The organism is uncultured Fluviicola sp. (assembly GCF_902168135.1).
GTDB lineage: Bacteria > Bacteroidota > Bacteroidia > Flavobacteriales_D > Crocinitomicaceae > Fluviicola.
The window spans coordinates 48,870-70,269 of sequence record NZ_CABHOL010000017.1 but is presented as its reverse complement, the minus strand read 5'-3'; the positions used below and the strand labels follow the sequence as shown (position 1 = coordinate 70,269).

The 21,400-nt window shown below is 42.4% G+C and carries 19 protein-coding genes; 9 read left to right on the top strand and 10 right to left on the bottom strand.

Annotated features, from left to right (window positions below):
- Positions 1–71 precede the first annotated feature (71 nt).
- Both QZT69_RS05685 and QZT69_RS05680 read right to left on the bottom strand, forming a co-directional pair.
- Positions 72–770, bottom strand: a complete 699-nt coding sequence (locus QZT69_RS05685; protein ID WP_294671591.1) for a hypothetical protein — start codon at positions 768–770, stop codon at positions 72–74.
- 15 nt (positions 771–785) lie between these two features.
- Positions 786–1,484 carry a hypothetical protein gene (locus QZT69_RS05680; protein ID WP_294671588.1) on the bottom strand — a complete coding sequence of 233 codons (699 nt, stop codon included), beginning with the start codon at positions 1,482–1,484 and terminating at the stop codon, positions 786–788.
- 246 nt (positions 1,485–1,730) lie between these two features.
- On the opposite strand from QZT69_RS05680, the gene QZT69_RS05675 reads away from it, so the two are divergent.
- The 6 genes from QZT69_RS05675 to QZT69_RS05650 all read left to right on the top strand — a co-directional run bounded on the left by QZT69_RS05675 (position 1,731) and on the right by QZT69_RS05650 (position 9,206).
- A complete protein-coding gene (locus QZT69_RS05675; protein WP_294671586.1) occupies positions 1,731–1,937 on the top strand; it encodes a hypothetical protein in 207 nt (68 codons plus the stop codon).
- A 79-nt stretch (positions 1,938–2,016) separates the two neighbouring features.
- Complete coding sequence (locus QZT69_RS05670; RefSeq protein ID WP_294671584.1) at positions 2,017–4,047, top strand: S9 family peptidase; 2,031 nt, start codon at positions 2,017–2,019, stop codon at positions 4,045–4,047.
- Between the two features lie 194 nt (positions 4,048–4,241).
- Positions 4,242–6,932 (top strand): MMPL family transporter, encoded by a 2,691-nt coding sequence (locus tag QZT69_RS05665; RefSeq protein ID WP_294671581.1) that lies wholly within the window; start codon positions 4,242–4,244, stop codon positions 6,930–6,932.
- Positions 6,933–6,934: 2 nt separating this feature from the next.
- The gene (rfbA, locus tag QZT69_RS05660; RefSeq protein WP_294671578.1) at positions 6,935–7,798 is read left to right on the top strand and encodes a glucose-1-phosphate thymidylyltransferase RfbA; all 864 of its coding nucleotides are present in this window, start codon (positions 6,935–6,937) and stop codon (positions 7,796–7,798) included.
- Positions 7,798–8,754, top strand: coding sequence for a polyprenyl synthetase family protein (locus QZT69_RS05655; RefSeq protein ID WP_294671575.1), 957 nt, complete (start codon positions 7,798–7,800; stop codon positions 8,752–8,754). Before rfbA ends, QZT69_RS05655 begins: the two co-directional genes overlap by 1 nt.
- 47 nt (positions 8,755–8,801) lie before the next feature.
- Positions 8,802–9,206: a hypothetical protein gene (locus QZT69_RS05650; protein WP_294671572.1), complete on the top strand. Its 405-nt coding sequence runs from the start codon at positions 8,802–8,804 to the stop codon at positions 9,204–9,206.
- Here the strand turns inward: QZT69_RS05650 and QZT69_RS05645 are convergent.
- The 8 genes from QZT69_RS05645 to QZT69_RS05610 all read right to left on the bottom strand — a co-directional run bounded on the left by QZT69_RS05645 (position 9,203) and on the right by QZT69_RS05610 (position 15,985).
- Positions 9,203–9,895 carry a lycopene cyclase domain-containing protein gene (locus tag QZT69_RS05645; RefSeq protein WP_294671569.1) on the bottom strand — a complete coding sequence of 231 codons (693 nt, stop codon included), beginning with the start codon at positions 9,893–9,895 and terminating at the stop codon, positions 9,203–9,205. The two genes, QZT69_RS05650 and QZT69_RS05645, sit on opposite strands and share 4 nt — an antisense overlap.
- A complete protein-coding gene (locus tag QZT69_RS05640) occupies positions 9,892–10,377 on the bottom strand; it encodes a sterol desaturase family protein (protein WP_294671566.1) in 486 nt (161 codons plus the stop codon). The genes QZT69_RS05645 and QZT69_RS05640 overlap by 4 nt, the downstream gene beginning before the upstream one ends.
- The gene (locus tag QZT69_RS05635) at positions 10,374–11,000 is read right to left on the bottom strand and encodes a carotenoid biosynthesis protein (RefSeq protein WP_294671563.1); all 627 of its coding nucleotides are present in this window, start codon (positions 10,998–11,000) and stop codon (positions 10,374–10,376) included. Before QZT69_RS05635 ends, QZT69_RS05640 begins: the two co-directional genes overlap by 4 nt.
- 3 nt (positions 11,001–11,003) lie before the next feature.
- Positions 11,004–13,208, bottom strand: coding sequence for a tetratricopeptide repeat protein (locus QZT69_RS05630; protein WP_294671560.1), 2,205 nt, complete (start codon positions 13,206–13,208; stop codon positions 11,004–11,006).
- 67 nt (positions 13,209–13,275) lie between these two features.
- The gene (locus QZT69_RS05625; protein WP_294671557.1) at positions 13,276–13,944 is read right to left on the bottom strand and encodes a T9SS type A sorting domain-containing protein; all 669 of its coding nucleotides are present in this window, start codon (positions 13,942–13,944) and stop codon (positions 13,276–13,278) included.
- A gap of 88 nt (positions 13,945–14,032) precedes the next feature.
- Complete coding sequence (hflX, locus tag QZT69_RS05620) at positions 14,033–15,205, bottom strand: GTPase HflX (RefSeq protein WP_294671555.1); 1,173 nt, start codon at positions 15,203–15,205, stop codon at positions 14,033–14,035.
- 4 nt (positions 15,206–15,209) lie between these two features.
- The gene (locus tag QZT69_RS05615) at positions 15,210–15,557 is read right to left on the bottom strand and encodes a cytochrome c (RefSeq protein WP_294671551.1); all 348 of its coding nucleotides are present in this window, start codon (positions 15,555–15,557) and stop codon (positions 15,210–15,212) included.
- The gene (locus tag QZT69_RS05610) at positions 15,548–15,985 is read right to left on the bottom strand and encodes a hypothetical protein (protein WP_294671548.1); all 438 of its coding nucleotides are present in this window, start codon (positions 15,983–15,985) and stop codon (positions 15,548–15,550) included. Before QZT69_RS05610 ends, QZT69_RS05615 begins: the two co-directional genes overlap by 10 nt.
- Before the next feature lie 118 nt (positions 15,986–16,103).
- Between QZT69_RS05610 and QZT69_RS05605 the strand changes: the two genes are divergently transcribed.
- Genes QZT69_RS05605 through QZT69_RS05595 form a run of 3 tightly spaced genes read left to right on the top strand, consistent with a single transcriptional unit; the run spans position 16,104 to position 21,321 of the window.
- Positions 16,104–19,142, top strand: coding sequence for an amidohydrolase family protein (locus QZT69_RS05605; protein WP_294671545.1), 3,039 nt, complete (start codon positions 16,104–16,106; stop codon positions 19,140–19,142).
- Between the two features lie 19 nt (positions 19,143–19,161).
- Positions 19,162–20,436: an amidohydrolase family protein gene (locus tag QZT69_RS05600; RefSeq protein WP_294671542.1), complete on the top strand. Its 1,275-nt coding sequence runs from the start codon at positions 19,162–19,164 to the stop codon at positions 20,434–20,436.
- A 30-nt stretch (positions 20,437–20,466) separates the two neighbouring features.
- Positions 20,467–21,321 (top strand): helix-turn-helix transcriptional regulator, encoded by an 855-nt coding sequence (locus tag QZT69_RS05595; RefSeq protein ID WP_294671539.1) that lies wholly within the window; start codon positions 20,467–20,469, stop codon positions 21,319–21,321.
- The last annotated feature ends 79 nt before the right edge of the window (positions 21,322–21,400 follow it).

Genomic DNA, 21,400 nt, shown 5'->3' with positions numbered 1-21,400 from the left:
AATAAAATAAGTAGGGGCGTCTCAGTTAAACCGAGACGCCCCTTTTTCATATTTGAGGTTGTTGGTAGAACTTATTTATAATCGGACCTGATATCGCCTTTCAGCATGACTTCTTTTTGATAAAGCGTAATCTTCAGGTCATGAATCGACTTTTCTTCCTGAAACAAAATCGTAGATGAAATCAATCCTTCGCCGATGATGTACAGTGATGCAGGATTTTTAATCCAATCCAGAGGAATAGTAAATTTCCCGTTTTCAGAAGGTATTACTTTCGTAATTTCCTTTCCATTATTATCCAGCAGCTGAATGGTCACCAAATTATAGCCTTTCCCGTCAACCAAAATGGTACCGCTCACAAATTTCTCATCCGAATGGTCATAGTATTCGGTGAAACTCACCAATCCGTCAAGGGGCTCCTGGTAAATCACCTTTGTGGTATCGACCGGCGTTACCTGAGCATCCGTATGAATAGCGGAAAAAGTACTTAAAGCCAGACCTAATGCAACTGCTTTGAGATCAAATGAAAATCCATGATGAGGTTTCGGAAACAAATACGTTTTATTCATTTGGTCCGGGCGAAATCTGCCACAAACAGCTTCATTCTTTTTAGCTTCCAGGTAACTGACAATGGAAAAATCCGACATGGAACTAAAATCGACCACGGTCTTGCTGCAAGCCTCACAAAAACGGCCTTTTGCTTCCGGTTTCATTTGGTCCCAGTCCTCGTGACAAGGATCTTCAATGCTGTATTTAACGGATTTCATCTTCATGGCCAACCTTTTTGATTATCTATCAGAAACAACTTTCCCCATTTTCATAGGGCGTTCGTACAAAGTAACAGTCAAATCCCCCAAAGACTGGTGATTACTGAAATAAACCGTCTCAGTTTGATACCCGGAGGCACTAATGCGGATAGAAGCCGGATTCTTAGCCCAATCCAAAGGAATTTTAAACACTCCATTTTTAGGAATCTCGATGGTGGATAATACAACGGCATTTCCATCCACCAAAGTAACTTTGATTTCACTTACTTTTTTCCCGTTCAACTTCACTTTTCCATTTACAAATTTTTCGTTGCTGTGATCGTATGAGATCGCAACTGCACCCTGGATCAGTACCCGCGGATCGTTGATGGAGTCATGATGTTCAATGGGTGTGGAAGTTTGTGCCTGAGAAGGAAGGGCCGAAAATGTACTCAAAGCCAATCCCAAAGCAACTGCTTTCAGATCAAAAGAAAATACCGATTGATGAGGTTTCGCAAACAGGTATGTTTTAGCCAATTGCTCTTCCCCAAAACGACCGCAAACAGATTGGTGCTTATTATTCTCCAGGTAATTCACAATGGAGAAATCAGACATTGTACTGAAATCGACCACTGTTTTACTGCATGAAGAACAAAAACGACCTTGTGCTTCGGGCTTCATCTGGTCCCAGTCTGCATGACAAGGCTCTTCGATTCTATAGTTTATTTTCTTCGGTCTCATGGCTTCGTTTTTAGTAGCTTACAACCCGGTCGAAAAATGGTTCAAACGGACCACTCTTTATTTTCCCGGACACTCAATTTTCTCAAGGTTCCGGAATAGTATATCGGATTGATTTCGATTTCATAGCATGTGATTTTTTGACAATACAGTGTATAACTCCGAAAGTTCAGATCTATTTTGTTTATTTATTAACTTATCTGATTATCAAATCATTTTTTAATTAAATTAGTTCAAAACAGTTTGTCTATGATTCGAATAAAACGATTTCAGAGAACACTCATCATTTCATTGGCAGCCATTAATTCGCTTTTCTATTCCAGTTCGCGCTCTTATTCACTGCCTGATATTCTTTCCAATACATTAATTTTTACCGGAATTGTTGCACTCTTTGTGTTTAGCTATGTCTACATACGAAACAGTTACAGCCGTAAGAAAGCAAAGGTTAAATCCTAGTTAAACCCGTATTTCCTGCACTTTTATAGTCCCCAAATTGACTTTTTTAGGTATTTTTGAGCAACTTGAAAAAAAGCTAATGGGTAAAAGTTCTATTTTCCTGGCGCTGATTGCGGGCGCTCTTGTACTATTTCAGGCAAAAGCGCAAGAATTTACTCCTGAAAAATTGTGGTCTCTCAATCGAATTTCAGGAACAATCGGTTCATCCAACGAAGAATGGATGCTCTATCAAAGTACCAAAACAGATTATACAATCAACAAAGGAAAAACGGGTACTTTCTTAGTCGAGTTAAAAACCGGTAAAACAAGCACTTTAGATCTTGACGGGGCCTGGAATTTTATATGGAACGCAGAAAACCAATTGGTATTCCTTCAGGCTGCAGGTTCCGATATCGAATTGAAAAGTCTGAATCCGTCCACGAAAGCAATCAAAGTACTTCACAATTTCGGAACAACACAAGTTGAAGGTATTGCTTTAAGTCCCGACGGAAAGCGATTTGTCACATTAGAGCCCTTAAAGATCAAACAAACGATCAAAGACAAATACCCGGACCTTCCGCAAACTTCCGGAAGACTGGAAACAGACCTGATGTACCGCCATTGGAACCAATGGTCTTCTGCCGAAGTACCTCATTTATACTGGTATGAAGCTTCCGCCGAAGGAAAATTCACTAAAAAAGCAGATGTAATGGCTGCTGAAAACTATCCTTCAGTAACCGGTCCTTTCGGTGGAATTGAAAGCGTTTGCTTCAGTAAAGACGGACAAACTATCTTCTACTCGACCAAAAAAATGGCCGGAAAGACTTTTGCTCAATCTACAAATTCCGAGATCTACGCATACCGTACTTCAGACAAGATCACCACGATTTTATCTTCAGCCCACAAAGGTTACGATACCAATCCTGCTGTCAACTTTACCGGAAAAACCCTTGCCTGGCTGAGTATGGAAAAAGACGGGTTCGAAGCAGACAAGAACCGTATCCGAATCATGGACCTGGAAAGCAGACAAGAGAAAGATTTGACCGCAAGCATTGATTTAAGTGTGAATGAATTTGCATGGCATCCTTCCAAAGAGATCATTTACTTTACTGCAACGACAAAAGCTACCAAGCAATTATATTCCATTGATATAAAAACAGGAAAGATCCAGCAATTGACTTTTGACCGCTGCGATTATGTGAGCTTCAGCGTCATGAAAGACCGCATTCTGCTTGAAAAACAGGACATGATCCATCCGACGGATGTTTGGATATTCACTCCGAAAACAAACTTAATGGAACAATTAACCCATGCCAACAAAGAAGAGTTGAATGGAATTGCAGAACCAACAGTTCAGGAAAAATGGATCACAACCACAGATGGAAAAAAAATGCTTACCTGGGTCATCTACCCGCCGGATTACGATCCGGCTAAGAAATATCCTGCATTGCTTTATTGCCAGGGGGGACCGCAAAGTCCTGTTTCCCAATTTTTCTCTTACCGCTGGAATTTCCGCCTGATGGCTTCCCAGGGATACATCGTTATCGCACCGAACAGGAGAGGTTTACCCGGATTCGGACAGGAATGGAACGATGCTATTTCGAAAGATTGGGGCGGTCAGGCTATGCGTGATTACCTGACAGCAACCGACAGCTGCGTGGCCCAGATACCTGCCATCAACAAAGACAAACTTGGGGCAGTCGGAGCAAGTTACGGAGGATATTCCGTTTACTACCTGGCAGGAATCCATGAAAACCGTTTCAAGGCATTTATCTCCCACTGCGGATTATTCAACCTGGAAAGCTGGTACGGAACCACCGAAGAATTATTCTTTGCTAACTGGGATATAGGCGGACCATACTGGCTGCCGGAGAACAAAGAATTGTATGCAAAAAATAGTCCTCACAAACTGGTGGATAAATGGAATACCCCCATGCTTGTTATCCACGGCGGAAAAGACTTCCGTGTTCCGGAATCAGAAGGAATGCAGGCATTTCAAGTACTTCAGCTGAAAGGAATCCCGAGTAAGTTCCTTTATTTTCCGGATGAAGGGCATTGGGTAACCAAACCACAGAACAGCATTTTGTGGAACAGGGAATTTTTTGACTGGTTAAACACTTATTTGAAGTAAGAGAAAGCACTGCTTTCGACAAAAGACAAGCGTTAGTGCAGTCATGAGTACTGGTTTCGATATTCTGTAAAAGCAAGTGTTAGCAGCTCAATAGAAGTGACAAAAAGAATCAGAAGCAACCAAACCACCAAAAAGTAACAACAAAACAGACCCGTTATGATCCGGGCTGCTAAAAAATAAAAAACTAAAGAGATATGTGGAATAGAATAGCCAATATCATTCTGAGAAACCGTTTTATTATCCTTGCTATCATGGCATTGCTGACCGTGCTTTTTGGTTACTATGCACTGACTGGTTTGAAGATCGATAACAAGTATGGAAACATGCTTCCGAAAGAAAGTCCAACACAGGTCACGTACCTGAATTTCAAGAAAATGTTCGGGGAAGATGGATCTGCACTGATTATTGCGATCAAAGATAAAGATCTGTATAGCAAAGAAAAGTTTCTATTGTGGAAAAACCTGGGAGATTCCATTCTTCAAATCGACGGAGTAATTTCAGTAATCTCAGAAGCTAAGCTCTTTAACCTGATTAATGATACTGCCAACAGTCAATTCATCATCAAACCGATCTTCTCCGATGTTTCTTTTAAAGAGAAATCCATTGAGCAAATCAAAAGCGAGATCCGCAGAAACCCGATCTACAATGGTGTCATGTACAATGATTCTGCGCATGTTAGTTTGATGATGGTGACTCTTGATGAAAACTTTTTGATTGATAAAGAGAAGCAGAAAGTGGTTATTCAAATTGAAGAACTGGCAAAATCTTACGATAAGAAATTCAATGAGATCCATTTCGCCGGTTTGCCCCATATGCGTGTATTGATCGGGAAACGGGTAATGAGCGAAATGTACTTGTTTGTTGTTCTTTCTATGCTGATTTCCTTCGGGATCATGTACTTCTTCTTCCGTTCTGTGCGTGTAACACTCATCAGTCTGCTTGTGGTTGCAGTTACAGTAATCTGGGCGATGGGAACGATAGGTTTGTTCAATTACAACATTTCGATCATGATGGCCTTGATTCCTCCGCTGATGATCGTTATCGGGATACCGAACTGTATTTACCTCTTTAATAAATACCATTACGAGTTCAAACAGCATGGGAATAAGATCAAAGCACTGACCCAGGTAATTCGTAAAACAGGAACAGCAATGTGGTTGACAAACGTAACCACTGCAATCGGTTTCATGACCTTTCTCTTTACAAGTTCTACGAAGTTTTTCGAGTTCGGAGTTATCTCATCGGTAAACATCATGTTATGTTATGTGGTATCCCTGTGTTTGATCCCGATTTTTGCGTCTTTTTCAAAACAACCGAAATCCCGCCACTTAAAACATCTTGACCGCAAAGCCGCTGTGAAGTTCCTGGAAAAACTTGTCCATATTACGACACACAACCGCCGAACAGTTTATGTCATCACTATTCTTTTGACTATTGGAACAGGTATAGGGATTTTCTTCATGAAAGTTACCGGGAATATTACCGGAGACCTTCCGGCAAAAGATCCTATCCTGAAAGATATCCAATTCATGGAAGCCAATTTCGGCGGAGCAGTTCCCTTTGAAGTATTGATCGATTACAAAGAAAAAGGGCGTTTATTCGGTAAGAATACCATGCAGAGTGTGGAACAGGTTCAGGAAATGCTTGACCGGGATACCCTGTTTGCCAAAAGTCTTTCCATTGTGGATTTTGTGAAGGTAGTCAACATGGCTTACTACAATAACAATCCGGAACAATATAAGATCTTCGCTACAAAGGATAAGCTGCGTTTGAATGCATACTTAAAGAATTTGTCTACGACAACCAATAATTCGACTTTATCGATCAAAGAATTGGTAGATACAACCAATCATATTCTGCGCGTAAGAACTTCCATGAAAGATTTGGGATCTTATGAAGTAGAAGACCAGGTCCATCTGATCGAACATCGTATCGACAGCATTATGAACCCGGATAAACCTTTGCTGGAGAAGTATTATTCCAACTATCAGAAAGGTAAAAAAGAATACATCGATTCTATCTTTGAATTATCGAGCGGGGTATACAACAACCTTACAGCTATTCTATCAAACGGAGATGATAAAAAGCAGTACGCTTTCGATTCCGATCCCGAATTAGTGAGAAAGTATTTCAACAAACCAGCTTTCAAGAAAAAACTTCGTGAAGCGATAGATAAGGAATACTACGACATAACATTGACCGGAACATCTGTTGTAGCATCCGAAGGAACAAAATACCTGGTAAGCAATTTAACATCCAGTATCGTATTTGCAGTTATTTCGATCGCCGCATTGATGTCACTCTTGTTCTACTCGTTCAGAATGGTTGTTGTATCAATGATCCCGAACTTGATTCCAATGGCAATTACCGCCGGGATCATGGGAATCTTCGGCATTCCGTTAAAACCTTCTACCCTGTTGATCTTCTCGATCGCTTTGGGTATTACGGTCGATAACACCATCCACTTCCTGGCACATTACCGCCATGAATTGAAAACGAAAAAATGGGATCTCAAAGAATGCATCGCTATTTCTATTCGTGAAACCGGTTTGAGTATTATTTATACATCCGTAATCCTGTTCTTCGGATTCATTGTATTCGTGTTCTCTGATTTCGGAGGAACTCAGGCTTTGGGTTATTTATCAGCTATTACCTATTTCGTAGCTCTTTTCACAAACCTGATCTTACTTCCTTGTTTGCTTTTAAGTTACGAACGCAGATTAACTACAAAATCGTTTGAAGAACCTTTATTTGAGATTTACGACGAAGATTCTGATGTAAGCTGGGATTTATTGACAATCGAAGGAACAGAAGATTCAAACTCCGATACGCCCGATTCTGAGCAAAAAACTAAAGATCAGTCAAACGAACCAAAAGAAGACTAAACATGAAAGGAATCATTCTTGCCGGAGGTTCCGGAACACGGCTTCATCCGTTGACATTAGCTATCAGTAAACAGTTAATGCCGATTTACGATAAGCCGATGATCTACTATCCATTATCGATTTTGATGACTGCGGGAATCCGCGAGATCCTGATCATTTCTACTCCGCATGATCTTCCTCAGTTCAAAAAACTATTAGGTGACGGAAGTAAAGTAGGCTGTTCCTTTTCTTATGCTGAGCAGGCAGAACCAAACGGACTGGCCCAGGCATTTGTGATCGGGGAATCTTTTATCGGAGATGATTCGGTAGCTTTGATACTCGGTGACAATATCTTCTACGGAGTTGGAATGGATGAATTGTTGAAAGAAAATGCAAATCCGAAAGGTGGTGTCGTTTATGCTTATCATGTGAGCGATCCGGAACGTTACGGAGTGGTTGAGTTCGATGAGGTCATGAATGTCCTTTCCATTGAAGAAAAACCTGCAGAGCCGAAATCGAATTATGCGGTTCCCGGATTATACTTCTACGATAATGATGTTATAGAGATTGCGAAGAACCTGAAACCGTCTGCGCGCGGAGAATACGAAATCACGGACGTGAATGCGGAATACCTGAAACGCGGAAAATTAAAGGTTGCCATTTTGAGCCGCGGAACCGCCTGGCTGGATACCGGCACTTTCCCTTCATTGATGCAGGCCGGACAATTCGTACAGGTTATTGAAGAACGCCAGGGATTGAAAGTCGGCTGTATTGAAGAAGTTGCCTATCGAAACGGGTTTATTTCTGCAAGTCAGCTGCAGGAAATTGCTCAACCTCTCGTAAAAAGCGGCTACGGAAGTTATTTGTTGCAATTATTGAAAAAATAATGAACGGTCTTTCCTACTACACTGCTTATCTTGAAAATGAAATTTCAAGTCTGAAGCTGGCCGACGAACCGCATAATCTGTTTGATCCATTGCGCTATTTTCTCTCTTTGGGAGGAAAAAGGATGCGTCCGATACTCACTTTGCTGAGCAGCGAGATCTTTAATACCCCGAAAGAAGAAAGTGTCTGTGCTGCCCTGAGCCTTGAACTGTTTCATAACTTTTCACTGATCCACGACGATATCATGGACGAAGCTCCGGTTAGACGCGGAAAACCGACGGTACATCAAAAATGGAATCCAAGTGTTGCCATTCTCTCGGGGGATGCTTTATACATTGCTGCTTATCAGCAATTGGCAAATTATTCCGACCAAAGACTTCCGCTTTTGCTGCAGCGTTTCAATGAAACGGCTATAGAAGTCTGCCAGGGACAACAAATGGATATGGATTTCGAAAGCCTGGACACCGTTTCTGAAGCTGAATACATCGAGATGATCCGCCTGAAAACTTCCGTTCTATTGGGTTGTGCTTTGGAGTTCGGAGCGATAGTAGCGAACCAGGAAGAAGAAATCCGCAAAAACCTCTATGAATTCGGAGTATCCCTGGGAATCGCTTTTCAAATCCAGGATGATTTCCTGGACCTGTACGGCGACCCTGAATTATTCGGAAAACAAGTCGGAGGCGATGTGCTTTCGAACAAAAAGACCCTGCTATTTTTAAAAGCCATGCAGACAGGAGATAAGCGCCTTGGAAAACTGATCCAAATGGATGCAGATGCTCAAAAAGTCGTGTATGCACAGAACCTGTTCGAAGAACTGGGCGCTAAAACAGCAACGCTGGAGGCTATGAAATCCTATTATGACCAGGCTATGGAAAACCTCAAACAACTGGAGGAAAAAGGATTGGAGACAGGAACACTGCATGCTCTGGCTCAATTCCTGATTAATCGGAAACTTTGATTTTTTTCATTCGGCGAAAATCCGCTACCTTAGGAAAAAGCTAAACCATGAAAGCACTCAAAACTCTAATCCTTTTCGCATTGTTTCCGGCATTCGTTTTTCTACTTCATGCATGCGGCAAATATCCGGATGGTCCCAATTTCTCCATCTTATCACGTAAAACCAGGATAGAGAACGTGTGGGTGTTGAAAGAAACACTTCATACGGACGGATCAGTGGAGCACAACCCTACTCCCGGGTATACAACTGAGTTCACCAGCGATGACGAGGTAATCCATACCAATGATGTGGTTACTTTAAAAGGAGAATGGGAGCTCACAAACGACAAGAAAGACCTGATGATTACCTTTGATGGGATAGGAAGCGCTACTTATGAAATAAGACGGCTGAAATCAAACGAACTTTGGCTGAAAAACAGTGCAGGTGAAGTGCTAAAATACAAACCCGATTAATTTTTCTTTTTCTTATACTGCTTAAGCACTTCGTGGATAAATATGATCGGCAGCAGCATGCTCAGGTTGTAATAAATATCTTCCAAAGGAATGGTTCCGATGCGGATTCCTACGATGTGGCTTTCGGAGTACCAAACAATCGGTTCACCCGTGAAGAAACCCGTTAATGCCCCGTTTACGATCAAAAAGGGAATCAGGCAAACCAGGAATGCCAATGCAAAATAATTGAACCAGGCTGCTTTTAACCGGAAATGAATCCCGATAATCAACAAACAGGAAAGAGAACAAGCTGTGAGCGTGTACCAGTTCCGGGCATAGAAAATAGTCAGCAGCAATCCGGAAAGTACCATTGCAAAAGCAAAAGCGCGACCTAAAAGATCCAGTTTCAGATTGGGGAAGTAGCCTCGTATTACTTCGTAAACAAATACGCATGCGTAGGGAACAACTAAAAAGAACAGCACTTCTTCAATAGGCAGACGAAATAAATAAATTCCCTGGAGGTATTTGGGAGTGAAGCCCCATATCTGATGGATCGTGAAATAATTGTCCCACAACAGGAAAAACAACCCTACCAGCAGAATTGCAGGAAATACGGTTTTCCAATGTGTATAAAAGTGAATTTTCTTATCGAAACTCAATAAAAGCGGAAAGATGATTGTTCCAAGAATAATCCAGAAGTAGAAACTCATTTAACCGCTCGATTTTGTTTGTAGATTTTTCTGGCTTCGATATAATACTTGAGAGGTACAATCAATAATCCGAAACATTCTCCATCTTCCTTATTGATATGTTTGTGATGCATTTTGTGAGCTCTCCTGATCGCTAAGAAATAAGGTGTATTGATCTCACGTATCCATTTAAACCGGCGGTGAATAAACACATCGTGGATAAGGAAATAGGTAAATCCATAAGCCATAATGCCGAATCCCATCCATACGAAGCCATACTGTTTATACATCAATCCCAGCATAATTCCCAGCCAGCTCGGCACGGCGAATATGAGAAAAAAGACATCGTTCCGTTCAAAAAAACCGGGTTGTCCCTGGTGATGGTCCTTGTGAAAATACCACATAAAACCATGCATGGCGAACTTATGTGCCGACCATGCCGCGAACTCCGTAAGGAAAAAAGTCGCTATAAAAATCAATATGCCTGCCCAGGTAGAAATCATCTGTTTAAAATTGCAAAAAATATCACTAAGATCACAAATAATCCGACGGTAACTTTGTTGGTCTCCACATTTTTCCTGCTTAAAATCCAATAAGAGAACAAAGTGGAGAAGATCATCCAGCAAATATAATTATACACCGGAACAACATGTCCTTCCCACGACCAGAATCCGGAACGAATAGCAACCGGTTCCAATATCCAATCCAAACCGGTCATAAGCGCTCCGGCAACCAATGCTTTTAAAACCAGCGGAATTTGCCATTTGTGAACAATTGCCGCAGAAGTAAATGTGAGCAGCACCCAATTCAAACCGATGATTAAAGGAATTCCATCCAGTTTGTATCCCAAAACACTTCCGTACCGGTAATGTCCGAATAAAACCGATGTATGCACTCCAATCCATTCGATGGAATAACCTGCAGCGGCAATAAGTATGATGTCCACGTGCTTCTTAAGTGAGTAATCCTTGAACGACAAATACAAACAACCGAAGGAAAGCAACAGGTTGAAAGGCGTTAATCCTAAAAAATAGGACCGGTAACCGGTGTGCAGTCCGATTAATCCGACGGAATAGAAGATCACTAAAATGACTAACAGCAGGTTTTGCTTTTTTAAAGGGCTCATGGACTAAAATTTAACTCCGAATAAACACACATCGTCTACCTGGTCGAGGTTTCCCTTCCAGGATTGGAAATGATTTTTCAGAAGTTTATGTTGTTCTGTTGTTTTTTCAGTAGAAATACGCAGCAGGTATGCATGCAGATTTGCCAGTTTCAGTTTTTTTCCTTTTTCCCCGCCAAACTGATCGGCATAACCATCCGTGTATGCAAACAATTCATCCCCCGGCTCCGGATTGATTGTATAGGTTTGGAACCCGGTCATCCAATCACTTTTTCCCACCGGCATTTTATCCGCAGGAAATTTGATCAATTCTCCGCCTCTTAACAGGACCGGGTTGTTATAAGCCGCTGCATAAGCCAATTCCCGGTTTGATTCGTCAAAACAGAAAAGCACACCGTCCATTCCATCTCTGGCACCATCGTGGGAAATAGATTCTACCAAGCGCTTTCTGACATGATCAAAGATTTTCCCGGGTTCACTGATTCCCAATTGATTAATGGCTTCGCTCAAAAAAGTGATATTCAAAGCACTCATGAATGCTCCGGGAACTCCGTGTCCGGTGCTATCACAAATAGCGAGATAGAACTTATCGTCACGCTTGGTTGCCCAGTAAAAATCTCCGGAAACAATGTCTTTAGGCTGGAAGAAAATAAAAGATTCCGGAAGTGACTCTTTGAGCAATTCCTGCTGTACCAGTAAGGATTCCTGGATACGTTTCGCATAATGAATGGAATCCAGTATCTCGGTCTGTTTTCGTTCAATCACTGATTTCTGATCTTCAATCTCTTCGTTTTGCTTATTCAATAAGGCATTTGCTTTTTTCTTCTCCTGGTTAGACCTGAAACTGATTACCAATGATACCACAATCAACATACCAATCAGTACTAACCCGAGGATGAGGTTGCTTTTACGTTCGTTCTCCGCTTCAATCTTTGCATTGGTCTGCCTGGAAAGTGCCAGATCCTGTTCTTTTCGCTCCAGTTCGTTCAAAGAATTAAGCGTTGCAATTTGGTTCGTCACTGCCTCAAGGTCCGTTTTCTCCTGCAATTCATTTGCCCTTTCATAATACTCCAGCGACTTTTTATAATCACCCGCTTTCTTTAAAATCTCGGACAAAGTAGTATATGTCCGGATTTGAGCATTCGCGTCCTCCGTGTCCTTAAAAGCATCCAACGCCAATTCAGCGGCTTCAATTCCTTCCTTAAACCTGTATTCCTCGGCATAAATACATGCTTTTGTAAGCTGCACTTCACCATAACTCAATAAATCCGCTTCGCGATCAGCGTATTTTTCGGCAGTCAGCGTAAGCTTCATGGCTTCATCGAAACGCTTCAGATCGTACAGGTAATTGGCACGTCCCAGGTAATACTCCAACCAAATATCTTCTTCATCCATTTCCTTCGCAACTGCATACATTTCATCCAAACAGGCTTTTGCTTTTGAAAATTGTTTCTTTACCCGGTAATCCAGTGATAAATTATAAAGGATTGTCTGCCTGTTACGAACTGCATTTATTTCCCTGCTAAGCCTTCTGGCTATTTCGGAATATTTTACAGATTCGTCTATCATGTCTCTATCATGATAAACAGTACTCAGGTTCACGTAAAGCTGCGCTTCCTGTTCCTTATTCTTAATTCTTTTATTGAGCTTCAGCCCTTCGTTGAAAGTAGCTATGGCCTGATCGTAAAGTCCCACCGATTTATAGGCTGCCCCCAAATTCGAGTACAAAACCAGCACTTTATCATTCTGGCGGAATTTTTTGGCAATATCAATGGCTTTTTGGTAATATTTCAACGCCTGCGCATAGGATCCTTTTTCAAAATAAACAGACCCCAGGTTCGAATAAGCACCTGTTAATTTATCTTCCTGGTGGTTCTTTATCCGAAGTGCAATCAATTCATTGTACATGGTGATCGCCTTTGAATATTCTGTAGTGTACCGGTAATAGATCCCCAGGGTGTTCTTTGCATCCATAACACCGTTCGGATAGTTCCGTTTTCGGGCCAGGTGCAAGGCCTTATTCGCAAAAGAAAAAGTAGAATCCAACGAATAATCCAGGTAGGTCCAGGCAATCTCGTTGTATTGAAAAACGCGCATGGTATCCGAGGAAACGGGTTTTGATAAACAACTTCGAAGACTATCCAGATACGGACTCTGAGCTTGCAAACCAAGCACTAAAAACAGTGAACCGATTAAGAGTCGAAATTGCATAAGCGAATATACCAAAATGAACGAAAATCTTATGCCAAAACTTTAAATTGAGTATGCTCCACAACTGCTATCTGACTTCAAAATGCAGGTATTGTCCACCCGGCGCTTGCACCAGGTACCAACCCGGAGAGAATGCCGAAACATCCAGATCCAGACTATTTGCACTTAGTTGGTTCCCGTTCACTGGTTCTTCTTTACCAAACAGATTATACACTTTGATGACATCCACGAAAATAATCTCTGAAGAAACAATGGTCAAAATGGTTTCCGCAGGATTGGGATAAGCGCTTAAAGACCCTAAAGGGAAATCACTTAGGCCGGCTGTGCTCGTTCCCCCCACTTTTTGCCAGGTACTATTATTCAGGATGCTTGCCGCAGAACTGCACGAACCCTGAATGTTCGACAGTGTCATGGTATTCGAGTTAACGGAATAAACAAAAGAAGTGGAATCATCCGGGCACATCACACCGAAAGCGGCACCGGCCGGATCGTATGTAACCATTACTGAATTAGCTGAGAGGTCGTGCCAGGTACTGGTCTCAGTTGCCGGATTCCCGCCCTGCTCATAGCTGATTTGGAATACACCGGATGCCAGGAAATGAATTTTGGTAGAATCAATACCCAATCCTTCTAAACCGACAGCCGTATTTCCGGAAACTTTCCAAACGCTTCCGACCTCCATTTGTGCAAACAAACTTGCAGAAGACAATAAACTTAAAAGCAACGCGATTTTCATTCCAATTAGTTTCCCGCGAAGGTACCGAAATACGCCAAAAAGAGCATTCCCAAAAAATCAACCTTTCGGTTGATTTTGACTGTTTGCATTAATAAAGGAAATTATTAAACGGATAGCGAATGGCAAAGATGCGCTTGATCTCGGAATACATGGTTTCCTTAAGTTCTTCCACGTTTTCTTTGTCAGTAGCGGAAATAAAGACACATTTGGTAGCCGGTAAGCGATTCATCCAGGTTTTTTTCAATTCCTCCAGCGTCATGTTCGAACCGCTTTCATCCGGTTTGTATGCGTCGATCTTATTGAAAACAAGAATCATGGGTTTATCCTTGTTATCCAGTTCAGCCAGCGTTTCATTCACAATGTGTAGCTGATCTTCAAAGTTCGGATGGGAAATATCCACCACATGGATCAACAGATCCGCTTCCCGAACCTCATCCAGCGTGGATTTAAATGATTCCACCAACTGATGAGGTAATTTGCGGATGAATCCAACGGTATCTGTCAGCAGGAAAGGCAGGTTCTCAATCACCACTTTGCGAACAGTTGTATCCAAAGTTGCAAAGAGTTTATTCTCTGCAAATACTTCCGACTTGCTCAACAGGTTCATCAGGGTGCTTTTCCCCACGTTCGTATAACCAACCAGGGCTACACGCACCAATTGTCCGCGGTTTCCGCGCTGAACAGCCATCTGCTTATCGATCTCTTTGAGTTTTTCCTTCAGGAGCGCAATACGTGTTTGAATGATCCGTCTATCCGTTTCAATCTGTGATTCCCCCGGACCACGCAGACCGATCCCCCCTTTTTGACGCTCAAGGTGAGTCCACAATCTTTTCAGTCTTGGAAGCATGTACTGCATCTGTGCCAGTTCGACCTGCGTTTTTGCGTGGGAAGTACGTGCCCTGGAAGCGAAAATATCCAGGATCAAAATATTCCGGTCGAGGATCTTGCATTCCAGTTCTTTCTCAATATTTCGCAATTGGGAAGGTGAAAGCTCATCGTCAAAAATGACCAGTTCAATCCCGTGTTCTTTGATGTAATCTTTGATTTCCTCCAGCTTTCCCGTTCCAACAAAGGTTCTCGGGTTGGCTAACGGAAGTTTTTGTGTAAACCGTTTAACAGCAGTAGCACCGGCAGTTTCTGCCAGGAACTCCAATTCATCCAGGTACTCGTGAGCTTGTTCATCGGTCACCGTAGATGTAATGATCCCAACAAGTACGCAGGTTTCTTCTACTGCATCAACTAAAACGTGACCTTCACTCATTATTCTATTTTCGTAATGTTTGAACGAATTTTACCAATCCTTTAATTTCGGGTGTGCTTAACATATCCTCGTATGGCATCATACCCTTGTCATTCCCTTTACGGATCATTTTCTCAATCGCTTTTTCATCCAGCGTACTGATCGACAAATCCTTTGCATTCGAAGCCTGAAGGGTTCCGTCCGGCCCATGGCAGGAAGCACAGTTCAGAGTATAAACCGCTCTTGCATCTTCCAGCGGGATCGGTTCATTGGAAACAGGCTTACTGCTAACTTCCGGCTTTTCTGTTTCTCCGCAACCAGCACTCAATAAACAAACGGAAAGAAGTATTCCGGCACTTGTTCTTAGAACCATGATCCTCCTAATGCTGTTCTGAAAGGCCAGGGAATTGCAAGGAAAATGATCACCAATACAATCACATACCAAATCAAAATGGTTTTGTGCTTTTTAGCCGGATCAATCGCTTTTTCCGCTTTCTTTCTTCCGATCGTGATCAACGTAACTGCGATTACCATCAACAGGATATGTTCCAGTCCGAAGAAACGGTATTGCGGATTTTTCATCCATCCTTCTGCATAAGAAATCTTTCCGGTTACAAAGGAAAGAATAGTTCCTATCAAAATCTGGATGTGCAACAACACCATTGCAAACAAGTTCAGCATTTTATCGCCTTTCTCGTATTTACCACTTTTCAATTTCAGAATGGCATTTACGATTGCGAAAAGCAACAATGCCAGTGCCAACCAGCGCAATCCAGAATGTACATGTACCAATGCTCCCATAATAAGTTCCTTTTTTGGGCAAAATTACCGAAAAAAAGACCTCATTGGTCGAACTCAATCACTTATTTCCACATAGAATCACTATTTTTCAGCCCTTAAAACCAGAAGTCGTCGAAAAATGATTCGCTATATTGTTGCTCTCTTATTTCCACTGAGCGTTTTTTCTCAAGCTGAAAAGCCTCATAATGGAGTTAAAGCCCCTGATCAAAACTCATTTGTGCTTACGAATGTGACTATTTTGATCTCTCCCGATAAAACCATCGAAAACGGTACCATTACAGTCCGGAATGGAAAAATCACATCTGTAGACAAAATCTTACTCACAACTCCTAAAGACCTGGTAGTGATAGACGGAAACAATGCCGTAGTTGTTCCTTCCTTCATCGAAGTAAACTCTACCATGGGAATCCCGGCCGACCAAAAAGCGGAAAACAAAACAGGTCCATACTATTGGAACCATGCAATACGTGCTGAATTCGACGCAATCGACTGGTACAAAGCGGATGAGAAAATGACGGCAGAATACCAGAAAATGGGATTCGGATCTGTATTGATTCACAGAAACGACGGCCTGGCACAAGGCTACGGTTCTCTCATGCAGCTGGGTACAACAAACACAGATAATCAGCCCTATTTGAGCAAAGCAGCTTCTTTCTATTCCTTCCGCAAAGGGAGTTCTCCGCAGGATTACCCGAGTTCTTTGGTTGGATCAATCGCTTTATTGAGACAGTCTTTTTACGATGCGCAATGGCACGCCGAATACGGAAAAGATGCCAATTACACCCTTGAAGCTTTAACCCTTCAATTGAAAAAACCGGCTTTCTTTACTTTGGATGACAAATCGGATGTGTTCCGTGTGAAGTCATTCATGCGGGAATTCAAGCGCGAATTTGCAGTAATCGGGACCGGACAGGAACAATTCCTCGGAAATGCCTGGGACACCCTGAAAATACCAGTGGTCATCCCGATCAATTTCCCGGAAGCATTTGACTTGAAGGATCCTTACCTGGCCCACGAAATTCCTTACAGTGAATTGAAGATTTGGGAAATGGCTTCGAGAAACCCGGGATTTTTATTCAAACACAAAGTTCCTTTCATTACATCCGCAGCCGGACATACCACCGCTGCTGATTTCTGGAAACACATTCACCAGGCCCTGGCTGCAGGCTGGTCTGTAAATGATGTTTTGCGCTCTTTAACCATAGCACCTGCGACTTTATTGGGAGTTCAGAAAGAATTGGGAACTATTGAAACGGATAAATGGGCGAATTTCACGGTTTATGATCAAAATCCTTTTCTCTACAAGGCGAAAGTGCTGGAAGTCTTCTCAAAAGGAGAACGCAGGATTCTCCAAAATGCCCCGATCTCAGACATCCGCGGAACTTATAGTTTAAACATTGATGGTGTTAAATACTGGCTGGAAATTGCCGGAACACCAAGTCAGCCGGAAGCAAAAGTAAAATTAGTGCGTACTATCCAGGATTCTTTGACACTTGCCAATAAATCAGACACTCTGACGACCAAGGCGAAACTCACCTTGCTAAACAACGACATCGCTATCCACTTTGTACAGCAAATAGATGGTGAGAACCAGGCTTTCAGCTTAAAAGGCGATGTCAATCCACGCGTATTCATCTTCGAAGGTGAAGGAACAAACAACAAGGGAAGGTGGATCAAATGGAGTGCCTTACGCAACAAGAAATACGAAGCGAAAGACGAGAACAAACAAGCCTGGACAGCAGATACTCTTACCATTTCTCCCACTCGTTTTCCCAACAGTGCCTTTGGTTTCACTGCTCCGCCCAAACAATCTGTGATCATTTTCGAACAGGCTACTATCTGGACAAATACCGACGAAGGAATTATCCAGGAAGGGACTGTTATTGTAGAAAACGGGAAGATCAAAGCCATTCACAAAGGTTCCGGAACTTACATGAAACCAAACGACGCAGTGGTGATCAATGCTCGCGGAAAAATCCTTACGACCGGAATTATTGACGAACATTCCCACATTGCGCTAACGCGCGGCGTAAATGAAGGCGGACAGGCTGTAACCTGTGAAGTGCGCATGGAAGATGCCATTAACGCAGAAGACATTGATGTATACCGTCAACTGGCCGGAGGTGTTACTGCAGCACAATTATTACACGGTTCCGCGAACCCGATCGGTGGTCAATCTGCTTTGATCAAATTGAAATGGGGCCATTACCCGCACGAATATCCGATCAAAAATGCTCCGAAATTCGTAAAGTTTGCTTTGGGAGAAAATGTAAAACAGTCCAATTGGGGAGTGAGTAACCGCTTCCCGCAAACACGTATGGGTGTTGAGCAGGTTTACATTGATGCATTTTCCCGCGCTTTGGCTTATCACCAGGCGAAAAGCGGACAACAAACCGGTAAACAAAAAGATAAAAACATCACTCCCCCGGCAGTAGACCTGGAACTGGAGGCTTTATACGAGATTGTATCTGGTGAACGCAAAATTACCTGTCACAGTTATGTCCAGTCAGAGATCAATATGCTGATGCATGTAGCTGATTCCTTCGGATTTAAGGTAAATACCTTCACACACATTTTGGAAGGATACAAATTGGCCGACAAAATGAAAGAGCATGGAGTCGGTGCTTCTACCTTCTCAGATTGGTGGGCCTATAAATTCGAAGTAATGGATGCAATTCCCCAAAATGCCGCTTTAATGACAAACATGGGATTAACAGTTGCCATCAATTCGGATGACGCCGAAATGGGAAGACGTTTGAACCAGGAAGCAGCAAAAACGATCAAATACGGTGGTGCAACGGAAGAACAGGCGTGGAAAATGGTGACGTTGAACCCTGCAAAACTGCTCCACCTCGACGACCGCATGGGGACCATACAGGTTGGGAAAGACGCGGATTTAGTGCTTTGGACAAACAATCCGTTAAGTGTTACGGCGAAACCACTATATACCGTTGTAGACGGGGAGATTCTTTTCGATGCTCAAAAAGATTTCATCATTCAGCAGGAAATTGCAGCTGAAAGAGCACGTATCATTGCAAAAATGTCCGAAGAAAGCAAGAAAGGCGAATCAACCAAGCCTTTTTTACGCAAGCGCAAAGGGCATTTCCACTGCAACACATTGGGTGAAGAAGAATCATTGGAAGTGAACGAACATTAAACATCCGGCATTCAAGAACATGAAAACAATTATCTATACTTTTTTGGTCCTGCTGGTAAGTGTAAATGGCTACGGACAAAAGAAATACAACAAGATCCTCGTTGAAGGTGCAACGGTACATATCGGAAACGGGAATGTGATCAGCACCGGGTCCGTAGGAATTGAGAACGGTATCATTACTTTAGTGAAGAATACACTTGCTTACACTTATGATAAATCCGATTGGGATACGGTAATTACGCTCAACGGACACCATTTGTACCCGGGATTCGTAGCTCCGAACTCTACACTGGGCTTAACGGAAATCGATGCGGTTCGTGCTTCCCGTGATTTTCAGGAAATGGGGACTTTCAACCCGCATGTGCGTGCACAGATCGCTTACAATTGTGAATCCGATGTGATAGAAACTGTTCGCACGAACGGAGTATTGATGATCCAAACAACTCCTCGCGGCGGACGCATTTCCGGTCAGTCAAGTTTAATGGCAAGTTCTTGCTGGAATTGGGAAGACGGAACAATCAAAGCAGATGACGGTGTACACATTGACTGGCCGTCTGCTTACACCCGCAAGTGGGGCGATCCGATTACCAAAACGAATGAAACTTACGAAGAACAAAAGCGTGAATTGATTGCTTATTTGAAGTATGCGAAGGTAAGTGCAGGTAATAAGGATAAAAACACACCACTTCAGTACAGCGCCATGAGCGATTGTTTCAACGGAGAAAAACGTTTTTATTTCCATGCGGATGAGGTACAGCAAATCAATGATATCCTGGACCTGATCTCTGAACTGGACATCAAATTCCCGGTAATTGTCGGCGGTTATGAAAGCTACCTGGTTGCAGAACGCCTGAAGATCAAGAATGTTCCGGTGATGATCGGACGTCTGCATTCGCTTCCGCGGCATGACGATGACGCTTTCGACCTTCCTTACAAACTACCGTTCCTGTTACAACAAGCCGGGGTACAATTCTGTCTGCAGAATGAGGGAGATATGGAAGCGATGAATGCAAGAAACCTTCCGTTCCTTGCAGGAACAGCGATGTCATACGGTTTGACGGAGGAAGAAGCCATTCGTTCAATTACTTTGAGTGCCTGCGAGATTATGGGAATTTCCAAAAACTACGGAACCATTGAGGTTGGAAAAAAAGCGGTACTATACGGTTCTACCGGATCCGCTTTAGAGATGAAGAGCAACCAGGCTTCGCTCCTGCTTATCAACGGAATTTTTGTTCCGACTACGAATTTCCAGACGGAGCTTTATAAAAAGTATAAGACGAAGTACGGGAAATAATTTACAGGGAAGACCGCTAAATGAACGGCTATGGTAATCGACCATCAGAAAATTGATCTTTACGGAAAACCTTTGCTTCAGAAAGTAGTGGTGAAACCACCGTTTGAATTTTCATTTCCGGTTTCAGACAATGCTTGTTTTTTATTTTCCCTGCAGGGTGAAATCCAGTTTCATGTAAACGAAGAACAGTTTGTAATTCCAAGCAATTATTCCTTATTTCTAAACTGCATCAATACCGAAAAGAAAATAAGCCAGGCTCTTTCAGACAATGTCAATGAGATTGTGGTTATTCATTTCCATCCGGATATTTTAAAGCGGATCTATGAAAAGGAACTTCCATTGATTATCCAACCGGCAAAGCATATCGTATCGAACCAATCCAGTGAAAAAGTAAACAATGACTTCCTTATCCGGAAATACATGGAAGGCCTCATTCTTTATTTTGAGAATCCGGCTTTGGCAAATGATGAAATTCTCACCTTAAAATTGAAGGAAATCATTCTGCTGCTTTTACAAAACCGGAGTGCAGAAACCATCCGCGTGATACTTTCACAGCTTTTCTCCCCGGTTGTTTATACTTTTAAGCAAATCATTGAAGCGAATCTCTTTTCACCGATAAGCATCGACGAGTTGGCGCAAAAAACCAATCTGAGTGTTTCCTCTTTTAAAAGAGAGTTTAGAAAGTTGTACAACGATTCTCCTGCCAATTATATCAAAATCCGGAGACTTGAAAAAGCTGCTGCCCTGCTTTCAACGTCCGATAACCGGATCACGGAAATTGCTTTCGACTGCGGTTTTAATGACCTTGCCAACTTTACAAAAAGTTTTCGTGAAAAATATGGTATTGCCCCTACAAAATACCGTTTGACCCAAATCAACAAATAGTTGAGCTGATTCGCAAAATCGGTTTCTTTTTTGTCCCGCAACTTTGCATAGTCAATAGTGACGTAACGATTGAAATGCA